We start from the raw sequence: 19,643 nt of genomic DNA, 5'->3' as shown, positions 1-19,643 counted from the left end.
ATAATATCCTCCTTTAATTATGCAGTTTGTAACCGCTCGATTATTTTTTTCACAATTTTTTCTACTGATACACTATTTATGTCTGCCATAGCTAGCGCTCCATCCTCTTTAGATGGAATATCCTTACGGATTTGATCTAATTCTCGTAATCCAAATGCTACATAACGAAGATTTAATAAATTCATTGGACCCACGTTTTCTGAAGTAGCACTTCCTCCAATTGCTCCACATCCCAGAGTCAGAGCAGGCATAAGGCCGGTAGAACCGCCAATTCCTCCTAATGCACTTGGAGTATTAACAAGAATTCTGGATGCAGGTGCACGCATTGAAAAATATTCTACGATACGCTCATCCTGAGTATGCATACTAAAGGTGTGTCCAGCTCCTTCATAATGAAGAATTTTTTGAACAATATCGCATACCTTTTCATAATTCTCTGCAGTGTAAAATGCAAGAATCGGTGCAAGCTTCTCATTGGAATATGGATGTCCTCTTCCGATTCCGTCCTCTTTTGCAACGATAACACGAGCATTTTGTGGAATACTCAAGCCGGAAAGCTCTGCAATAGTTTGCACACTTTTTCCAACAATAGCAGGATTCATGGTACCATTAGCACGAAGAATAAAATGTCCCAGTTTCGCGCTCTCTTCTTCCGATAGGAAATAAGCACCTTGTCGTTCCATTTCTTTTTGAACTTCATCTGCCATCTCTGTATCACAAATAACTGACTGTTCAGATGCACAAATTGTTCCGTTGTCAAAGGTCTTTGAATCCATAATTCGTTTTACTGCCTGTGAAAGATCCGCTGTTTTTTCAATATATGCAGGTCCGTTACCCGGTCCGACACCAATTGCTGGTGTTCCTGATGAATAAGCTGCACGTACCATAGCAGAACCGCCTGTTGCTAAAATCAATGAAATATCTGGATGTTTCATCAAATTGTCAGTTGCCTGCATGGTAGGAATGGTAATACAAGCTACCAGATTTTCATTGCCCCCTGCCTCTGAAATTGCCTGTCGGATAACTTTTACTGTTTCCAGAATACAATTCAATGCACTAGGATGTGGGGAAAATATAATTGAATTTCCTGATTTTATTGCTATTTCCGCTTTATATAATACTGTAGAGGTAGGATTCGTAGACGGAATAATTCCTGCAATGACACCTACCGGAATTGCGATCGTACGTAATTTTTTCTCCTCATCTCTGCCAATCTCTCCGATTGTCCTCATATTCTTAATGTGTTCATATACACCTTTACTTGCAAACACATTTTTTACTACTTTATCTGCGACAATACCGAAACCAGTTTCTTTATTTGCCAGTTCTGCAAGACGTTGTGCATTTCTTACCCCTGCATATGCGATTGACTTTACAAGTTGGTCAACCTCTCCTTGGCTGTAATGACCTAGTTCCTCTTGGGCTTCTTTTGCCTTCTCTACTAAGTCCCTGACCTCCTGCACTGACAGCAGATCTTTATCATATAACTGCATAAATTATCTCTCCTGTTCTAAGAAGCTGCTGATTGACTGTATCAGCTGACTTTTATTTGCAAACTTAATTTCATTGCGCGTCATGTTAGTGATTTTAAGCTGGCGTGCAAGATTTCTCAATTTCTCAACAGTCATTGCCTTCATTGATTCTGCGGTAATATTCAGATTACTCTTTGCATTAGAAGTTTCCTTTGCCTGCTGTTCCTTTAATTCCGCTGAACTCTTTTCTTCTTTCGAATTTTTTGTAATCTTCGGACTTTCTTCTATCTTCAGATTTTCTTCTATCTTTGGGTTTTCTTCTATCTTTGGATTTTCTTCCATTAATTCTTTGGTTATGACTTTATCTACTTTTCTTACATTAACCAAAGCTTCAATGGAATCCGCCGGTCTTGGTATTACATGTACAGAAACGACTTTTCCAACCCGTTCTGCTTCTATTGAAGAAGCTTCAATAGCTGCTTTCACAGCTCCGACGTCTCCCGTTATCAGCACAGTTACCAACCCGCCTTTTACCTTGGTTACATCTATAAGATGTACATCTGCTGCCTTTAGTGCAGTATCAAGAGCTGCTACAGCGGTTAAATACCCATAGACTTCTACCATTCCTAACGCATTCATTCAACCTACCTCCGTTTATTCTCCTTATTTATATAGAGATTTTCTGCTCTTAGGTAAGTTATTATGCCTTAGGGTTGTCTGCTACAAATTCCACAGCTGCTGCAAATGCTTCGCAAGCGGCTTTACATGCAGATTGACTTCCAGTAAGCAAAGCCCCACCAAAGTTAGTTTCTGAAGGTGGTGCATAAAGTACACACATTTTAACATCTGCTGCTTTTAAAGCAGCATCCACGCCATACATTGCTTCCAATGGAGGTGCAATCAAGTATGCCAATGCTTCCCCTTCTCTGATTCCTGCACCATTTGACAAATAGGAACCGGTACGTGAAATACAATGAGCATAATAAGCTATGGAATCATCTTCATTTGCAGAGATAAAATAAGCATCTCTCTCTATTACGTCTACAGCTGCTTCTAAACCGCTTCTTACTTCTGCTGGATTTGGTCCTGCTAAAATACCAATTACTTCTCCGGCTAATTTAGTGTTTGCGTTAGCTGCACCACCATAAAAACTTTTAGCATATACTACTTGTACTGCCGCTTTTTTGGTTGCCTCATCCAAAGCAGTATAAGTTACATCATCACAATCTGCTGTAATTAATGCTAATGACTTCTGATCCGGTTCAAGATTTAGTTCTTTCGCCATTTCGGGACTAATATTTGGAATAATTTTTGTAGCAAGTACGCTTGCTCTTAATGGATCTCTTTTCATTTTTCGTTCCTCCTTTACAGTTTTAAATCTGTACCACTGGCTTTTTTCTCTAACATAAGCTTAATAATTTCTGCTATATGTGCTCCAGCTTCTGCTGGTATTGTTCCAGCTCTGTGAATATTGGAAACTACAGTTCTTCTTGCCTCCGGCATACCTATTGTTGCTTTATATGCAATGTAAGCTGACATAGATTCGGCAGTAATAAGGCCTGGTCTTTCTCCAATCAATACACAAGTTACTTCTGCACCAGTGATTTCTGAAACTTGATCCATAACGCCAACTCGTCCATACTTTACAAAGAATGGAGTACCTGTTTCTATTCCATAACTTTTTAATCCCTGCATAATACCAGGTAATACATCTGCTATATTTGCAGCTACTGCAGCAGAGCTTAAGCCATCTGATACATAAATCTGAACCGTAGGATTTTTCTTACATTTTTCTGCTATCGATTTAGCACTCTCTTCCGAGAGTTTTCTGCCAAGATCCGGTCTGGTTAAATAAACATCCTTGTTATCACACTGTGTTTGAACAGTTAATAACCCCATTTTGTCAATAAATTCATGATCTACATCAGAGAATACGGCATCCTGTGCTGCGGAGTGAGCCGCACGAAACTGAAGCATAGGATCTGTTTTGTATCTTGCTCCAGCTTTTCCGATTCCAAGACGACATGGAGCATATTGCTTTAATTCGTAATAATCTTCTTTGTTTACCGGTTCTTCTACCAGATATTGCTTTCTGATATCTACCTCTGTTACGTCAGGAATAAATCCCTCCTCAACTTTTGTAGCTGTACTTGCTGCTAAAACGGTTTCTTTTACAACATCTTCAGAAATTTCTTTACCTGCTCCATTCATTTCAACTAAAACTTGTTCAATAACTTTTCTCAAATCATTTTCATTCATTGTGCCTTGCACCTCCTCTCTACTTTTTCATGAATACTGATGCATCTCCTGCAAGTGGAGTTAATTTGCCATTTTCCATGAATCCCATTTTTTCCATCCATAATTCAAATTCTCTAATCGGACGAAGTCCAAGAATTTCTCTCAGTGCCGCTGCTTCATGGAAACCAGTACACTGATACATAAGCATACAGTCATCGCCTTGAGGCACACCCATGATATAATTGCAACCTGCTGATGCCAAAAGCATTGCAAGATTCTCAATATCATTTTGATCTGCTTTCATATGGTTGGTATAGCATGCATCACAACCCATCGGCAATCCGGTCAGTTTGCCCATGAAATGGTCTTCAAGACCTGCACGGATAACCTGCTTGGAATCATACAGATATTCCGGTCCGATAAAGCCTACTACTGTATTTACTAAGAATGGCTGATATCTTTTAGCAAAACCATAGCATCTTGCCTCCATCGTTACCTGATCCCATCCGTGATGTGCTTCGGAAGATAATTCAGAACCTTGTCCTGTTTCAAAGTACATTACGTTTGGTCCTGTACTGGTACCTTTCTTTAACATCATCTGGCGTCCGTCTTCAAGCATCTGTGCAGTAAGTCCAAATGCTTCATTTCCCTTTTGGGAACCTGCTATAGACTGGAACATCAAGTCAATTGGTGCATTAAATTTATCTGCTGCTTCTGTCTGGGTAGTAACATGAGCCAATACACAAATCTGTGTAGGTACTTCCCACTTATTTTTAAATTCATCAAAGCTCTTTAAAATACGAGCAACGCTCTCTGCCGAATCATCTACAGGATTCAATCCAAGCACTGCGTCACCGCATCCAACGCTGAAGCCTTCCATAACAGATGCCATAATTCCCTTTGGATTATCTGTTGTATGATTTGGCTGGAGTCTGGAAGAAAATGTTCCAGGTAAACCAATGGTTGTATTACAATGAGCGATGATACGAATCTTACTGGCTGCATAAATCAAATCCAAATTACTCATTAATTTACAAACTGCCGCAACCATCTCACTGGTAATACCACGTGAAATTCTTTGAATCATCGAGCCAGTTGTTTGTATATCCAGAATCCATTCGCGAAACTGTGCAACTGTCCAACTTTTAATTTCATTATAGATTGCTTCATTTACATCGTCTTGAATAATTCTTGTTACTTCATCCTCTTCATAAGGAACAGCCGGATTATTTCTCAAATCCTCCAAAGTAATATGGGATAGCACCACTTTGGCAGCTACTCTTTCTTCCGCAGATTCTGCTGCGATTCCCGCTAATTTGTCACCTGATTTTTCTTCATTTGCTTTTGCCATAACTTCTCTTAGCGATTTAAATTCATAGTTATGACCAAATAGTTTAGTTCTTAGAATCAAGTAATTCACCTCTTTCTTTATTTATGAGTTAAAAATTAATGTCTTAGTAACTACAGGTACTACCCGTCCATTTGCAATTGGTTCTCCAATATCAAGGTAGTCGCCGCTACCAGCATGGATTCCATCAATACATACCACATCCTTTCTGCATTCCAGCATAACTTTAATTGCATTTCCAAGAACTTTTCCAATATCGTTCTCGACAGCAATCACAATAGGAAACTCACTTTTGACAATTTCTTGTGATCCTTTTAATATGGCCTCTGCCAGTTCCTGAACACTGGCAAAACTAGTATGAAAATTACCAGAGAGTGCAATAACAAGTTGTTCTAATTTACCCTCTGTGTAAAAAAGAGGAATTTGCTTTATCAAAGAGGCTGTAACGGCTTCTAAATCCATTTCCTCTTCCTCAGGTATTTTTAATACCGGCATATTCTTAATGGGTAGTCTTTCTCTTTCATAAGTAATGGTACTGCCACTTACCTCTGTGGTGTGTGTTCCGGCACCCACAACTGTTGCTCGTATAGTTTCGACTGCCTGAAACTGCTGTACCTTTTTAATGCCGTCATTCTTAAGAATTGCCTTTCCAAGTAAGACACCGATATCCCCATATCGAAACCAATCATCATCTGCCGGATGGTAAACATAGTCCGCTACGCCTCCTGAAAAGGTTAGTCCCTGAATCTCCAATTCCTCAGGCAGTGGCTTTCCCTCATTGGTATAAATTCCGGCATGTTGATTGGTTCTTGTACTTCTATTGATTGCCATAGAAAGCTGCTCTGCCATTAGAGTACAAATCTGTTCCAATTTATCAACCTCTGCCTTTTCTCCCACTTCTATATGAATCTGATTGCTCTGTGCCAATTCTTTGATTTTAGGGTAAATATAAGAAATTTTCCCATCTTCAATTTTAATCAGTCTGCCACCAATATCCAGACACGAAGTTGCGGCAATTATTCCCTTTTTAAAAACAGCGATATTTGTGGTTCCTCCACCAATGTCCAAATTTGCCACGGTAAGCTTTTCTTCCTTAGAAAGCTTGTCCGATCCCGCACCTTTCGCTGAAAGTACCGATTCCAAATCAGGTCCTGCCGTTGCCACTACAAAGTCACCTGCCAGATTGCTCAATTTCTTAAGTACTTCATCCGCATTTTTCTTTCTGGCAGTTTCTCCTGTTATAATAACCGCTCCGGTTTTTAGCATTTCAGGGGTTATTCCTGCATTTTTGTATTCCTGCTTTACAATTCGCTCAATCTCGTTTGCATCAATTTCTGTTAACGATTTTAATGGTGTAAAATAAATCTCACTTCGATATATTACTTCTTTATTTACAATGGAAATTCTGGGTACGGTATAACTGCTGGCCAAATTTTCTATGGTTATCCGGCTAAAAATCAATTGTGTGGTAGAAGTTCCAATGTCAATACCCACACTTATAATTATCTCTTGCACATTCTCACACTCCTTTCTGCAACTAATTTCTTTTAATTATTAAATCAGAAGAGATAAAAATCTTTTATATAAACAAAAAAATCCAGGGGTGCAAAAAATATCTTTACACTTCCCGGACTTCAACGCTCGGTTACCGTTGCCAATGCTACGTTACACTGGCACTTTCCATTATTTGGTTTAAAAATTGAAAACTAACAAAAGTTCCATCTTTTGAGGATTTTATTTCTATTGATCCATTTAGTCTGTCTTTTACCAAGGATTTTACTATATTCAGTCCAAGACTTTCTCTTCTAATTGAATTAACATTAAATCCAATACCATCATCCACAATAGATATTTCCGAATATAAAACACCATAGGTTACAATAACCTTTACCTTACCAGAACTTTTCTTAGTAAATGCATACTTTAAAGAATTTTGCAATAACTCATTTACTATCAGGGCAACCGAAGTGGAAACATCAGAATCTACTTCAAAATCATCCCCTTCTATCGTTAAGTCAATATCAAAACCGGGCGATGCATTATATCGAAGCGTATTATTGCAAATAGTTTGCAGCACTTCTTTGATATTTACCTGATCTACCCCATTTTGTGCTAAGAGCTGATGAGTTGCTGAAATGGCTAGAATTCGCTCCATCGTCTCTCCTAAGACGAGTCTTGTCAACTCATTATCGCAATGTCTGGACTGGATTCGAAGCAAGGATGCAACCGTTTGTAAATTATTCTTCACTCTGTGATGCATTTCTTTGACTACCACGGATTTCAATATCAGTTCTTTTTCCTGCTCTCTGATCCAAGTCATATCCCTTATCACAACGGCCAATTCAAGCTCTTCTCTATCAAGCTTCACATGACGTATACACAATGTATGTTTGCCTATTGTTGTCTCAACAGAGGAATCTTTTGATCTTTCATTCTGATATTCGGGTACAACCAAACATATATTATCATAAATCTGACCTAGTACATCCTCTACATAACCAAGATTTTTATATAAATCCTTGGCAACTGAATTGCGAAATATAACCGTTCTTTCTTTATTAATCAATAATAATCCTTCTTCAATACACTCCGTCAACCATGCATTATTATTCTCAATATTAGTTAAAACATCCGCCATTTTTTCGAAACTATTTTTAGATAAATGCAATCGCCGACTAGCAAGATACTGTTCGTCTACTCTTCTTTCACTAATAAGTACCCCGATAGTCCTCTCACCTCTTATAATTGGCTCAACGGACTGTATTACATGATTACTCTCTTGTGTCAGTGCTTTCATATGCTTGGTTGAAATTCCAAGGGACAATGTTCTTGCTACAGCAGGCTCATTTTCTCTCTTTGCAAGCATCCCGACTACGCTGCCTTGATAGGAAGATGGAACACCTGATGGCTTTGCCTCAGCAAGCACAATTGCATCTCCATTGCGACAGGGTGAGTCTATGAAAACATCTGCATCTTCCAGATTAGCAAGGGGCTGTAACATATTAGACATCATACGGATATTCATGATTTCATCATCACTTAAATCGGTATACTGTCTGCATAGTTCTTCAATTCGGTCCATATATCTATACTCCTGTGTTTGATAAGATAATTTCCGATACCCTTTTCATAGAAATATTCTTCATTTGGCTTAATTTACGAATATGATCATAGGCTTCCTGCTCACTAATACCTTTTTTGTCCATAACAATTCCCTTAGCTTGCTCAATCAACCTGCGATTTTCCAATCGCTCCGACACTTTCTCAAATTCCTTTCGAAGCTTTTGAAATTCCATATTTCTCGCTACTGCAATCTCAATATTTGGAATCAGCTGTGTTTCCTCAATTGGCTTAACCAAATATCCTCCAACACCACTTATCTTTGCCTCGTTAACAAATTCCTTTTCATTATAAGCTGTTAACATAATTATAGTACCCGCAAGATTTTCATTATTAATTACCCGCGCTGCTGATAATCCATCTAACAAAGGCATTTTTACATCTAACAAAACAACATCCGGCAAATACTGTCTGCATAGTTCAATTGCATCAAAACCATCTGCGGCTTCACCCATTACACGATAGCCTTGATTTTCAAGCATTTCCCGTAAGTCCATTCTTGTTATTGGTTCATCATCAATTATTACAACACTTTTTTCTATCTTTTCCATTGGCTCCACCTCATTTCGAAATGTTATCCAAGTACCGAAATAATTCATCAAATCCGGTTCCTTCGACACTGCTTGTAATAAATATGTCTTTTACACCAGCCATTTCCAAATGCTCTGTCGCCTCTTCCAATTGCTTTTTTGTCGCAATATCACTCTTCGTGACAATTCCGATTGCATGTTTGGCAAAGGAGCCTGCATAAGCAGGCGGAAACATTGTTCCGTCTTCTGTAGCATCCTGTACAAACAGAATAACATCTGCATCTGCAGAGGTTACCATAAGTGCTCCACGGTAATTCGTACGCTCCAGATACTCACCCGGAGTATCAATCATACATCCGTTTACCACGTGTACAGTCTGTGTTTTATGGTAAACTAAATCCTCTTGATTCAAGTACTGGCATAGAGTAGTTTTTCCAGCGCGAGTTCTTCCAATCAAAATTATTTTTTTGTTTACTTTCATTTTGGATCTCCTTATGATTTGGTTATAGTAGCCGGTGAAAAACCCATTTCATCACAAAGAACGTGCATGACATCATGCAAAGCTGCTTCTACCGCCGACACATCACCTGTTATTACCAAAGAACCATTAAATCGGTCAACAAATCCTATACTAACATCTGCTGCTTTGCTTGCAACATCCGCCGCAATAATTGCCCCTTCACTGGGGGTAATGGTAAATATACCGATAGAGCCATTTCCGTCAATCAATCCCATCTTTCCATATAGACTGTTAACTGGATTGGCAATTACATGAGCCAGAGTAACCTGTTTTCCAGGTACAAACTCCTGTATAATTCTAGTTTTACTATCGAATTCTGTCATGAATACCTCCGTCTTTCCATTTTTGTAAAAATGCACATAAAAAACTCCTAGGTACATACCTGAGGAGTTTCATCACTCTTACTCATCATACGGAGTACTACATCGCACATCCTTATATGAAATTAATTTATTATAAAAAGTATAACATTAATTAATAAATTTGTCAATTATGTATAATCATTCATATGCTCTTTATATAAATTTATTTTCAACTTGTCAATTTCTTCGTTTATTCTATAAAAAAAGACGATTTTTTAGTCAAAGCGAATATTTATAAACTGCTTTTCTACTTACTCATAATCTTAGTATCACTTTTGGGTATTTTTGCAGGAAACTTAGGCTAATACAAAAACAAGTAAGTCCATCCCCCCTCGCTTTAAGGAGTGGGGGATTCCTTTATGATATTAAATTTCAAATATATTTATTTTTTCTTTCAATTCTTCTGCAATCTGTGCTAAATTAGCAGTAGCGCTGCTTTGTTCTTCCACAGACGCCAACTGTTCTTGAGTTGCTGCTGCAATAGAGACTGATTGATCCGCTGATTTATTAACCAAACTTGCCAATTCCACTGCAGAGCTATTAGCGGTATTGGAAATATCACTAATTTCCTTTGCCAGTAAATTAGTAGCATTAATTAATTCATTAATCTCCAAAATACCTGACGCTATTCTACGGAAAGCATCTCCTACACCATTTAAAGCTCCTTTACTGCTTTGAATAGAATTTACTACCATAGCAGTTGATTCATTCGCATTATTTGATTCAAGACTTACTTCTGCAATTATTCCTGAAATATCTCTAGCCGATTCAGAAGACTGCTCAGCCAATTTGCGTATTTCCTCAGCTACCACTGCAAAACCTTTTCCCGCCTCTCCTGCTCTAGCCGCTTCTATCGAGGCATTCAACGCCAAGAGATTTGTCTGCTCTGCTATAGTATGCATCGTATCTATAATCTGATTAATCTGCTGTGACTTTTCCATTAGCCTCATCATTACTCCAGACAACTTACTCACATCATCAAATACCTGTCCCATTGCCGTAATCAGATGTTGAACTGAGTCATCCCCTTCTTTAGATTCTTGATTGGCACATGTCAATGACTGAGTCACTTCATCCATCTGACCACTTACATTTTGTGCTAGCTTTTTCACAGAATGAACTACCTCTTCTAATTCCTCCGTTACTTTGGAAATTTTAATATTAAATTCAGAAATTTCTGTTGCTGACACAGCTACCTGCTCTACCGTCTGACTATTCTGAGACACTGAAATTTCCAATTCCTCTGAAGTATCTGCTACCGTGTTAGAAGTAATCAAAATATCATTCATGATACTACGAAGTTCCGTTACCATATGATTAACCGAACTAGAAATTCTACTAATTTCGTCTGATGAATTAACAGCAATACTTCGAGTGAAATCTCCTCTTGAAACTGCTTCCATATTCTCTTGCAATGGCTTTAAAGGTTTGGTTATACCTTTTGCAATCATTACAAGCAAAATACTTAATATTAAAATAGTAATTAATGTAATCAGAACTATTTTATCGACAATGGAATCAATAGGCTGTTGAATCTCTTTCTCTGGTATTATAAGCAACACAATCCATCCAGTTTCTTCCATTTGAGAATAATACACCATCTGTTTACCTGTACTATCTTCATAAAAACCAGAACCTTCTTTTTGATTTAAAATTTGTGTACCTAATCTGGCCAATTCTGTATTACTGTCTTTCGTTATATTAGCAAATTCTCCATTTTCATCTGCCTTAATTTCTTCTGAATTTTTACAAAGATAATAACCTTCTTTTGATATGAGCATAGCACTTCCCTGCTCACCTACTTTAATACCGTTTACAAACTCCTGAATAGCACTAAAGTTCATATCTCCAGTTGCAACTCCAATCATCTTTCCAAGATCATCTTTAATTGGTACAGATGCAGTAACCATCGTAACTCCAATTACATTATCATAGTAAGGCTCAGACCATACTGCCGCATTATCCTTTTTAGCATTCTCGGCAGCTATATACCAAGTTTCATTGGTATTATCTTTAGTATAGTCATCCGTATTAATTACAACGTCATTGTTTTTATATGCATATGGACAAAAATATTCTCCACCATATTTATCTGCCATAAAAATTCCGGTTGCAATGGTATCTTCATTTGCTGCGGTTATACTTTTTACTAAATCAGCATATGAACTTTTGTTGTCCTCATTGATTGCCATTGACTCCACCGTTTTAGCAAGACTGACTGCTAATTTCTCATGTTGTGATAAATGCCTTTCTATCTCAGTCTCTGCCTGCGAAAGCTGTGTCTCCATCTTATTTGATACCTGAGTGGATATAACCTCTTTTGCATTTATAGCAACCGTAATTGCAAGTAATAAAAAACTAAATATTACAATCGGCAGAATCCCTAAAATTAACTTTGTCCTAATGTATTTTATTTTCCTCATAATCCCTATTATTCTCCTTGATTTCATACGCCCAAAACTTAATTATTGAAATTTACTGATATCAATTTATCTTACTTTTCCGTAATAAGCTGTCTGGAACAGTCTGTGTACTTCATCGTAAGTGCACTCCCTTGGATTTGTTGCTGTACATCGATCTGCCAATGCTGCTTTTACCATTTCATCCAAATTGTCCATAAAACTTTTTTCATCAATCCCTGCTTCTTGAATTGTTGATGGAAGATTAAGCTTCTTAATATAGCCATTGACGAAACGAACTAAATTTAAGCAGCTCTGCCTTGGCATTGTACTGTCCACATTTAAAAGCTCAGCAATTATCTGATATCTTTTTGCTGTTTCATTTATCGTGTCATACAGCCCTGCATTAAAAGAAATTACATAAGGTAATATAATTGCATTGGCTCTGCCGTGAGGTATATGAAAATGAGCCCCCAATGTATGAGCTATACCATGATTTAAACCTAGTCCTGCATTGCTAAATGCAATTCCCGCAAGAGTAGAAGCATTGTGCATTCCTTTTCTTGCCTGCATATCGTCTGGCTTCTTAAAGGCCTTTAATAAATTATCACGAAATAGCTTTATTGCTTTTTCTGCTGCTGCATCGGAAAAATCATTAGCCTTGCTCGAAACAATAGCTTCAATCGCATGGGTGAAAACATCAACTCCCGTATCTGCCGTTACAGATGGTGGAACACTTTTTATTAATTCTGCATCCAATATACAATAATCCGGAATTAATTTATCATCAACCAAAGGGTACTTTGCTTTCTTTGCAGGGTCACTGATGATAGCAAATTTAGTTACTTCTGTTCCGGTACCGCTTGTAGTCGGTATTGCTACAAAAGTACAACGTGTAGACTGATTATTCCTGGACGCAAAGTACACAACTGCCTTTGCTGCATCTATAGCAGAACCTCCACCAAACGCAACCACTGCTTGTGGTTTAAGTTCTTCCAAAATAAGAACTCCTTTTGTTACTGACTCAATATCGGGATCTGGTCTTACATCAGAAAATATCTCATATTGTATTTGAAACTCCTCCAACAACTCCGTAACATAAGAAACTTTTCCAGATTCTTTCATAAAGTTATCGGTTATTATCATGACCTTTGTCATTCCTGCAAAAACATCTTTACTGTCTTCGCTGCCAATTATTATTTTTGTCGCGATACTAAAATTACTCATCCTGACTTCTCACCTTTCATAAATTATTGCTTTCTAAGAGCTTGTGGCATGGATTTTTAAATGTTGATATTCAAAAAGCGAATCTTCATTTTAATCCTCTTGAATTGTGCACATCTTGCACAATTTCTTTTTATTCTATAGTATTTATTTCCTCCATTTTCAGTTTCAAGGTATTCTATAGAACAAAAAAAAAGCATCTTGAATTAACTATATTCAAGATGCTACATCACATCAAAATTTACTACCTACTGCATCGTAGATTTTTTGCACTATTTATAAAATAACATTTTCTCACAATTATGTCAAGAACCAAGCAAATAAGTTCGTACTTAATTTGTAATATCTGATTATAATAAACTGTCATTAAAATACTTTTTTACATACTCGATATCTTTTGTCATCTGCATTTTTAACTGTTCCACTGATTCAAATTTTTGTTCTGGTCGCTTGTACATGTACAAATCAACTTCTATCATTTTTCCATACAAATCTTTATTTAAATCGAAGATAAAGGTTTCAACTCCTCTAAGTTTATCATTACTGACAGTAGGCTTGTAGCCAATATTTGTTGTTCCCTGATATATTTTCCCATCAATAATAATTTTTGACCCATAAACCCCGTTTGGAGGCAACAGCTTTTCTTTTGGCGGAATTAAATTAATGGTTGGAATACCTAAGGTACGACCTAGTTTTTTACCGTGAATTACCTCACCAATAACTGGATAGGGAAATCCAAGCATTTGCATGGCATCCTCCATTTTCCCTTCCTCAATACTACTTCTGATTCTTGTACTGCTTATTTCGCTATTTTGATACGTCAATTTTTCAACGACTTCTACCTCAAAACCGTATATCCTTGCAAATTCCTGAAGCAATTGATAATTCCCACTTGCCTTATATCCAAAGGTGAAGTCAGTACCAACCGCTATATACCCAACATTCAAGCGTTTAACCAGCACTTCCTCAATAAAGGCCTCTGCTTCCATATGCGCAAACTCTTCTGTAAATTGACATTCTATTACATAATCCAGTTTATACTTACTAAATTGATATCTTCTCTCTTCTTTGGTCAGTAATAAACCAGCATCTGCATCTCGCAAAAAAGCCAACAATGGTTTATCAAAGGTAATCAATACCGAACAAAAGCCTTCTTTACATTTGTCTGTTACTTTATGAATTAGCTTTTGATGCCCCAAATGTATTCCGTCAAACTTTCCAAGTGTTACAGCTGTTTTATTTTTTACCTTAATATCATCTATCTTGCTAATATATCTCATGCTAAATTAATCTCCCAAAAACATTTTAACTGGATTAAATTGCTCTTTTTCTGAATTGTATTCATATATTCCAATAAAAGATTTCGATTCATCATAGATACGAACTTTACTGCAATCATTCTCAAGTACTTTTGTATTCTTGACACATTCTTTTTTTAATTGATTTCCATTATATATTAATTTATCAAACTTTTTATCTATGATAACAACCGGATATGCTTGAAATACACGATCAATAGGCATGATCTTTTCTTCCAAGGAATTTTTATCTCTTAAGTCTTCTATCTCATCTAATTTCAAGCTATTGCTTATATCAAAGCCATTCGCTTTTGTCCTCACTAACTGTTCCATGCAGCCAAAACAGCCTAATTTTTCACCAATATCATGACATAATGTTCTAATATAGGTTCCTTTTGAACATGAAACCAGAAATTTAACCCTTGGCAAATGAATTTCTTCTATTTCTATATGATAGATTATAACAGTTCTGGCATTACGTTCAATTGTTATACCTTCTCTGGCTAATTCATACAATTTCTTACCATTCACCTTAAGTGCCGAATACATTGGCGGTATTTGGTTATAGTCACCAACAAAGCTATTTATCGCCTCAGCAACCTCTTTTTCACTACAATTTATATTCTGTCTTTGCAGTACTTTACCAGATATATCTTGAGTATCAGTCGATTGACCAAGCAAAAGTACAGCTTGGTATATTTTATTATGATCTTCAAGCATATCACAAAGCTTGGTTCCCTTTCCCAAGCAGATTGGTAAAACACCCTCTGCATCTGGGTCTAGGGTTCCTGTATGTCCTATTTTCTTTTGTTTTAATATTCCTCTGAGTTTTGCAACTACATCATGAGAAGTATAGCCTCTTTCTTTATAAACATTTAATATCCCATTATACATTCGTTATCCTCAAGTGTATTTATTAATTACACAGCTGCTCTTTTATATGTAATGACAAATTTTTTACTATATCTTGTATCGTCCCTGCCATCGTACATCCAGCTGCCTTTTTGTGACCACCGCCGCCAAAATAACCGGCAATTTTACTTACGTCTACATAATCTGTTGAGCGAAGACTAACTTTATATTCGTGATTATCCATCTCATATAAAAATATGGCGCATTCCACACCTTCCGTTATTCTTAATTGACTGACAATTCCTTCTAAATCGTTTGATTTACTAGCATAACGTTCCATATCCACTTTTTTTAAAGCACTTACAATTACTTTACCATCCAGCAAAAGTTTACTCTCAAGCAATGCTTTTCCTAATATTTGATTCTGAACAAAGGTTTTTTTATAAAAAGTTTCCTCTATTATTTTAGTAAAATTAATACCTTTACTAATTAATTTGCCCGCAATGTTCATAGTCAATTCAGAGGTATTAGAATATTGAAATACTCCTGTATCATGAACTATTCCTGTATATAATGCCTCTGCGACAGCTTTTGAAATTTTTGCTTCCTCCAGCAGTGTATATACTATTTCACAAGTTGAGCTTGCATTAGGTAATATGTGATTCACATCCGCAAAACCTGTATTGCTGATATGATGATCAATACAAATTGTTTTCTTTGCAGTATCAAAATACCTGACAGCTTCACCAAGTCTTTCCTTATCCCCACTGTCCAACGCAATAAACAAATCGTATACCTGCTCCTTTTTGAACTGGCTGTCTATCACCTGGGTATTTTTTATAAAATGAAATACCTCTGATATTTCTTCCAAATAAACATCTGCTTCTATATCAGCAAAGCAATCCTGTATATAATTATATAACCCAAGGCATGAACCAGTGCAATCGCCGTCTGGTCTTACATGACCCGCGATTGCAACAGTTTTGATTCCTTCCAGTTGATCTGCTAATTTATTCATTCTTCTCAACTCACTTTACATGTTTGCACTTATTTATTAACATCATCTATCAACTTTGACATATTAATGCCATATTCAATTGACTGGTCTAATATAAATTTAATTTCAGGTGTATTTCTCAAATTAATCGTTTTAGCCAGCTTTGTTCTTATATAACCCTCTGCACTCTTAAGACCTTCAATTGTATTCTTCTGCGACTCTTCATCACCTAATACACTGATATATGCCTTACAACTTTTTAAATCAGGTGCTACCTCAACTGCAACTACAGAGGTCATAGGATTAATACGAGGGTCTTTTATTTCCCCACGTATAATATTACTTAATTCACGTAAAACTTCACCATTAATTCTAGTATTCTTTATACTGTTTTTTCTCATATATTATCTCTCACTTTCACCGCCACATATTATAAGAATTACTATGCCATGAATTTAAAGTCACCTATATTTTATGTTATTATCTAGGAACCTCTACCATCGTATAGGCTTCTACAATATCGCCTTCCTTGAGATCATTGTATTTTTCCAACACAAGCCCACACTCATATCCTGTTTTAACTTCCTTTACATCATCCTTGAATCTCTTTAGGGAAGCTAACTGGCCTTCGTATATTTGCTCGTTCTCTCGCGAAACTCTGATGCTGCAACCTCGTTGAAAGATACCATCAAGTACGTATGACCCCGCAATTGTTCCTATTCCTGATGCTTTAAAGGTCTGTCTAACCTCTGCATGGCCGATAACCTTTTCTTCAAAAACAGGATCTAGCATTCCTTTCATAGCAGCTTCAACATCTTCAATTGCATCATATATAACGCGATATAATCTCAAGTCAACTTTCTCACGTTCTGCAATCGATTTTGCAGTAATATCAGGTCTGACATTAAAACCTATAATGATTGCGTTAGATGCAGAAGCTAATATAACGTCTGATTCATTGATGGCACCTACTCCACCATGAACAATTTTAACAATAACTTCTTCATTTGACAGCTTTACTAAACTTTGCTTAATCGCTTCTACTGACCCTTGAACATCTGCCTTTACAATGATACCAAGCTCTTTTACGCTTCCAGCCTTAATCTGACTAAACAAATCATCAAGCGACAGTTTTGCCTTTGTATCATCTAAAAGCTTCTCTCTTCCCTCTGAAATAAAAGTCTCAGCAAAACTTCTTGCTTCCTTTTCATTATCCATAGCAACTAGAATTTCACCTGCATTTGGTACATCATTTAAACCTAGTATTTCTACTGGAGTAGACGGCTTAGCTTCTTTTACACGTCTACCTTTATCATCCATCATAGCTCTGACTTTACCGTGACAAGAACCAACTGCAATTGCATCTCCAACATGTAAAGTTCCTTTTTGCACTAATATCGTAGCAACTGATCCTTTTCCCTTATCAAGCTTTGCTTCAATTACAATACCTCTGGCATTTCTTTTCGCGTTTGCCTTTAACTCAAGCATATCAGCAGTTAGCAAAATCATTTCGAGCAAATCATCAATACCTTCTTTGGTATGCGCCGATACAGGTACAAATATTGTACTTCCGCCCCAATCTTCTGAGATTAACTCATGCTCTGCTAACTCTTGCTTCACTTTATCAATATTGGCACTTGGTTTATCCATTTTATTGATCGCAACTATAATTTCGATTCCCGCTGCCTTTGCATGGTTGATGGCTTCTACCGTCTGAGGCATTACCCCATCATCGGCTGCAACAACTAAAATAGCAATATCAGTTGAATTTGCTCCTCGCATTCTCATAGCCGTAAATGCTTCATGTCCGGGTGTATCTAAAAATGTGATTTTTTGACCATCCGAAACATTAACTACATATGCACCAATATGTTGGGTAATTCCACCCGCTTCTTTTTCTATAACCTTCGTCTGTCTAATTGCATCAAGAAGCGAAGTTTTTCCATGATCAACATGCCCCATAACACAAACAACCGGCGGTCTGGAAACCAATGTGCTTTCATCATCCTCTTCTTCCTTAAGAAGCTCCGCAATAACATCTATCTTTACTTCCGGCTCGGCAATAAAATTATATTCTAACGCAATTTCAGCCGCTGTATCAAACTCTACTTCCTGATTAATGGTTACTACCGTTCCTTGCAAAAATAATTTTTTAACTAATACAGAAGGCTGCTGTTTCATTTTTTCAGCAAGTGTTTTAATCGTTATTGTGTCAGGTAATATAATTGTTTTAATTTCGTCTTCTTTTTCTACCAAAGTAACAGTTGGCTTTTCTTGCTGCTTATTATTCTTCCCTTTATTATTAAAATTATTTTTGTTATTATAGTTATTTTTGTTTTGATTATTATTGTATCTATTATTTGAGTTATTCGTTTGGTTATTGTTTCTGTTGTTCTGGTTATTTGCCGGAGTATTATTTCTGCTATTCTGATTATTCGCTTGGTTGTTGTTTCTGCTGTTCTGGTTATTTGCCGGAGTATTATTTCTATTGTTTTGACCATTCACCGGATTATTGCTTCTATTATTTTGGCCATTCACTGGATTATTGCTTCTATTATTTTGACCGTTCACAGGACTATTGTTCCTATTATTTTGACCATTCACAGGACTATTGTTCCTATTATTTTGACCATTCACAGGATTATTGTTTCTGTTATTTTGGCCATTCACCGGATTATTGCTTCTATTATTTTGACCATTTGCTGGAGTATTGTTTCTGTTATTTTGGCCATTCGCCGGAGTATTGTTTCTGTTATTTTGGCCATTCGCTGGAGTATTATTTCTGCTGTTTTGACCCTGTTCTCTATTTTGGTTATTGTTTTGACCCTGTCCGTTATTCTGAGAATAATATTTGTTATTTTGTCCAATATTTCTTTGATTGTTTGATTTTTGTTCTTGACCAATAGCTGTTGTATTTGCCTGCGAATTGGTACTTGATCTATGATTCTGGCTTCCTGACTGTGCATTTAATTTACTTCCAGCTTCATTACTTATTGATTTGTTTTTATTGAAGCTTTGATTTGTGCCATGACTGGTTTTATTATTTACCCTGCTATTTTGTGGATTATAGACCTGTGTTATGTTTGACGGCTTTTTTATTTCCTCTGTCTTAGACTCACTGCTTTTTTGTTCATTTTTTGAAAATGTACGTTCCACAATAGCAACCGCATCTTCTGATAAAGTGCTCATATGATTTTTAACTTCTATATTTTTATCTTTTAACAAATTAATAATCTCTTTACTTTCTTTATTTAATTTCCTTGCAAGTTCATGTACTCTCATA

At 36.6% G+C, this 19,643-nt stretch carries 17 protein-coding genes; all 17 read right to left on the bottom strand.

The genetic code is table 11. The annotated features are described in order from the left end of the window. Positions 1–17 precede the first annotated feature (17 nt). The 17 genes from C8E03_RS06260 to infB all read right to left on the bottom strand — a co-directional run bounded on the left by C8E03_RS06260 (position 18) and on the right by infB (position 19,642). Positions 18–1,493: an acetaldehyde dehydrogenase (acetylating) gene (locus tag C8E03_RS06260; protein ID WP_094379511.1), complete on the bottom strand. Its 1,476-nt coding sequence runs from the start codon at positions 1,491–1,493 to the stop codon at positions 18–20. 3 nt (positions 1,494–1,496) lie between these two features. Further along, a complete protein-coding gene (locus tag C8E03_RS22580; protein WP_110290562.1) occupies positions 1,497–2,111 on the bottom strand; it encodes a BMC domain-containing protein in 615 nt (204 codons plus the stop codon). A 61-nt stretch (positions 2,112–2,172) separates the two neighbouring features. Then, a complete protein-coding gene (eutL, locus tag C8E03_RS06250; protein ID WP_094379514.1) occupies positions 2,173–2,823 on the bottom strand; it encodes an ethanolamine utilization microcompartment protein EutL in 651 nt (216 codons plus the stop codon). Between the two features lie 14 nt (positions 2,824–2,837). Further along, positions 2,838–3,731, bottom strand: a complete 894-nt coding sequence (eutC, locus tag C8E03_RS06245) for an ethanolamine ammonia-lyase subunit EutC (RefSeq protein WP_094379516.1) — start codon at positions 3,729–3,731, stop codon at positions 2,838–2,840. A 19-nt stretch (positions 3,732–3,750) separates the two neighbouring features. Continuing rightward, positions 3,751–5,121: an ethanolamine ammonia-lyase subunit EutB gene (locus C8E03_RS06240; protein ID WP_110290561.1), complete on the bottom strand. Its 1,371-nt coding sequence runs from the start codon at positions 5,119–5,121 to the stop codon at positions 3,751–3,753. A gap of 21 nt (positions 5,122–5,142) precedes the next feature. Next, positions 5,143–6,573 (bottom strand): ethanolamine ammonia-lyase reactivating factor EutA, encoded by a 1,431-nt coding sequence (gene eutA / locus C8E03_RS06235; protein ID WP_110290560.1) that lies wholly within the window; start codon positions 6,571–6,573, stop codon positions 5,143–5,145. A 145-nt stretch (positions 6,574–6,718) separates the two neighbouring features. Further along, a complete protein-coding gene (locus tag C8E03_RS06230) occupies positions 6,719–8,140 on the bottom strand; it encodes a sensor histidine kinase (RefSeq protein ID WP_094379522.1) in 1,422 nt (473 codons plus the stop codon). Between the two features lie 4 nt (positions 8,141–8,144). Next, on the bottom strand, positions 8,145–8,729 hold the full coding sequence (locus tag C8E03_RS06225; RefSeq protein ID WP_094379524.1) for an ANTAR domain-containing response regulator: 585 nt from the start codon (positions 8,727–8,729) through the stop codon (positions 8,145–8,147). Positions 8,730–8,739: 10 nt separating this feature from the next. Next, the gene (locus C8E03_RS06220; protein WP_110290559.1) at positions 8,740–9,189 is read right to left on the bottom strand and encodes a EutP/PduV family microcompartment system protein; all 450 of its coding nucleotides are present in this window, start codon (positions 9,187–9,189) and stop codon (positions 8,740–8,742) included. An 11-nt stretch (positions 9,190–9,200) separates the two neighbouring features. Then, a complete protein-coding gene (locus tag C8E03_RS06215) occupies positions 9,201–9,551 on the bottom strand; it encodes a BMC domain-containing protein (RefSeq protein WP_094379877.1) in 351 nt (116 codons plus the stop codon). Positions 9,552–9,955: 404 nt separating this feature from the next. Then, positions 9,956–12,013 carry a methyl-accepting chemotaxis protein gene (locus C8E03_RS06210; protein WP_170122915.1) on the bottom strand — a complete coding sequence of 686 codons (2,058 nt, stop codon included), beginning with the start codon at positions 12,011–12,013 and terminating at the stop codon, positions 9,956–9,958. 66 nt (positions 12,014–12,079) lie between these two features. Then, on the bottom strand, positions 12,080–13,216 hold the full coding sequence (locus C8E03_RS06205) for a 1-propanol dehydrogenase PduQ (protein ID WP_110290557.1): 1,137 nt from the start codon (positions 13,214–13,216) through the stop codon (positions 12,080–12,082). Positions 13,217–13,563: 347 nt separating this feature from the next. Next, positions 13,564–14,493 carry a bifunctional riboflavin kinase/FAD synthetase gene (locus C8E03_RS06200; RefSeq protein ID WP_094379532.1) on the bottom strand — a complete coding sequence of 310 codons (930 nt, stop codon included), beginning with the start codon at positions 14,491–14,493 and terminating at the stop codon, positions 13,564–13,566. Between the two features lie 6 nt (positions 14,494–14,499). Then, positions 14,500–15,405, bottom strand: a complete 906-nt coding sequence (truB, locus tag C8E03_RS06195; protein WP_110290556.1) for a tRNA pseudouridine(55) synthase TruB — start codon at positions 15,403–15,405, stop codon at positions 14,500–14,502. Positions 15,406–15,427: 22 nt separating this feature from the next. After that, on the bottom strand, positions 15,428–16,381 hold the full coding sequence (locus C8E03_RS06190) for a DHH family phosphoesterase (protein ID WP_110290555.1): 954 nt from the start codon (positions 16,379–16,381) through the stop codon (positions 15,428–15,430). A 29-nt stretch (positions 16,382–16,410) separates the two neighbouring features. Continuing rightward, the gene (gene rbfA, locus C8E03_RS06185) at positions 16,411–16,761 is read right to left on the bottom strand and encodes a 30S ribosome-binding factor RbfA (RefSeq protein WP_094379538.1); all 351 of its coding nucleotides are present in this window, start codon (positions 16,759–16,761) and stop codon (positions 16,411–16,413) included. 79 nt (positions 16,762–16,840) lie between these two features. Continuing rightward, positions 16,841–19,642 carry a translation initiation factor IF-2 gene (gene infB / locus C8E03_RS06180; protein ID WP_110290554.1) on the bottom strand — a complete coding sequence of 934 codons (2,802 nt, stop codon included), beginning with the start codon at positions 19,640–19,642 and terminating at the stop codon, positions 16,841–16,843. Position 19,643 lies beyond the last annotated feature (1 nt).

Origin of the sequence: Lachnotalea glycerini (assembly GCF_003201285.1) — a bacterium.
Taxonomy (GTDB): domain Bacteria; phylum Bacillota; class Clostridia; order Lachnospirales; family Lachnospiraceae; genus Lachnotalea; species Lachnotalea glycerini.
This window is presented reverse-complemented; position numbering and strand designations above follow the sequence as displayed.

What these genes read in the sequence shown, in the direction of transcription:
- C8E03_RS06260 (WP_094379511.1), bottom strand. Translation starts at nt 1,493, where the DNA reads ATGCAGTTATATGATAAAGATCTGCTGTCAGTGCAGGAGGTCAGGGAC.
- C8E03_RS22580 (WP_110290562.1), bottom strand. Translation starts at nt 2,111, where the DNA reads ATGAATGCGTTAGGAATGGTAGAAGTCTATGGGTATTTAACCGCTGTA.
- eutL (WP_094379514.1), bottom strand. Translation starts at nt 2,823, where the DNA reads ATGAAAAGAGATCCATTAAGAGCAAGCGTACTTGCTACAAAAATTATT.
- eutC (WP_094379516.1), bottom strand. Translation starts at nt 3,731, where the DNA reads ATGAATGAAAATGATTTGAGAAAAGTTATTGAACAAGTTTTAGTTGAA.
- C8E03_RS06230 (WP_094379522.1), bottom strand. Translation starts at nt 8,140, where the DNA reads ATGGACCGAATTGAAGAACTATGCAGACAGTATACCGATTTAAGTGAT.
- C8E03_RS06225 (WP_094379524.1), bottom strand. Translation starts at nt 8,729, where the DNA reads ATGGAAAAGATAGAAAAAAGTGTTGTAATAATTGATGATGAACCAATA.
- C8E03_RS06220 (WP_110290559.1), bottom strand. Translation starts at nt 9,189, where the DNA reads ATGAAAGTAAACAAAAAAATAATTTTGATTGGAAGAACTCGCGCTGGA.
- C8E03_RS06215 (WP_094379877.1), bottom strand. Translation starts at nt 9,551, where the DNA reads ATGACAGAATTCGATAGTAAAACTAGAATTATACAGGAGTTTGTACCT.
- C8E03_RS06210 (WP_170122915.1), bottom strand. Translation starts at nt 12,013, where the DNA reads ATGAGGAAAATAAAATACATTAGGACAAAGTTAATTTTAGGGATTCTG.
- C8E03_RS06205 (WP_110290557.1), bottom strand. Translation starts at nt 13,216, where the DNA reads ATGAGTAATTTTAGTATCGCGACAAAAATAATAATTGGCAGCGAAGAC.
- C8E03_RS06200 (WP_094379532.1), bottom strand. Translation starts at nt 14,493, where the DNA reads ATGAGATATATTAGCAAGATAGATGATATTAAGGTAAAAAATAAAACA.
- truB (WP_110290556.1), bottom strand. Translation starts at nt 15,405, where the DNA reads ATGTATAATGGGATATTAAATGTTTATAAAGAAAGAGGCTATACTTCT.
- C8E03_RS06190 (WP_110290555.1), bottom strand. Translation starts at nt 16,381, where the DNA reads ATGAATAAATTAGCAGATCAACTGGAAGGAATCAAAACTGTTGCAATC.
- rbfA (WP_094379538.1), bottom strand. Translation starts at nt 16,761, where the DNA reads ATGAGAAAAAACAGTATAAAGAATACTAGAATTAATGGTGAAGTTTTA.
- infB (WP_110290554.1), bottom strand. Translation starts at nt 19,642, where the DNA reads ATGAGAGTACATGAACTTGCAAGGAAATTAAATAAAGAAAGTAAAGAG.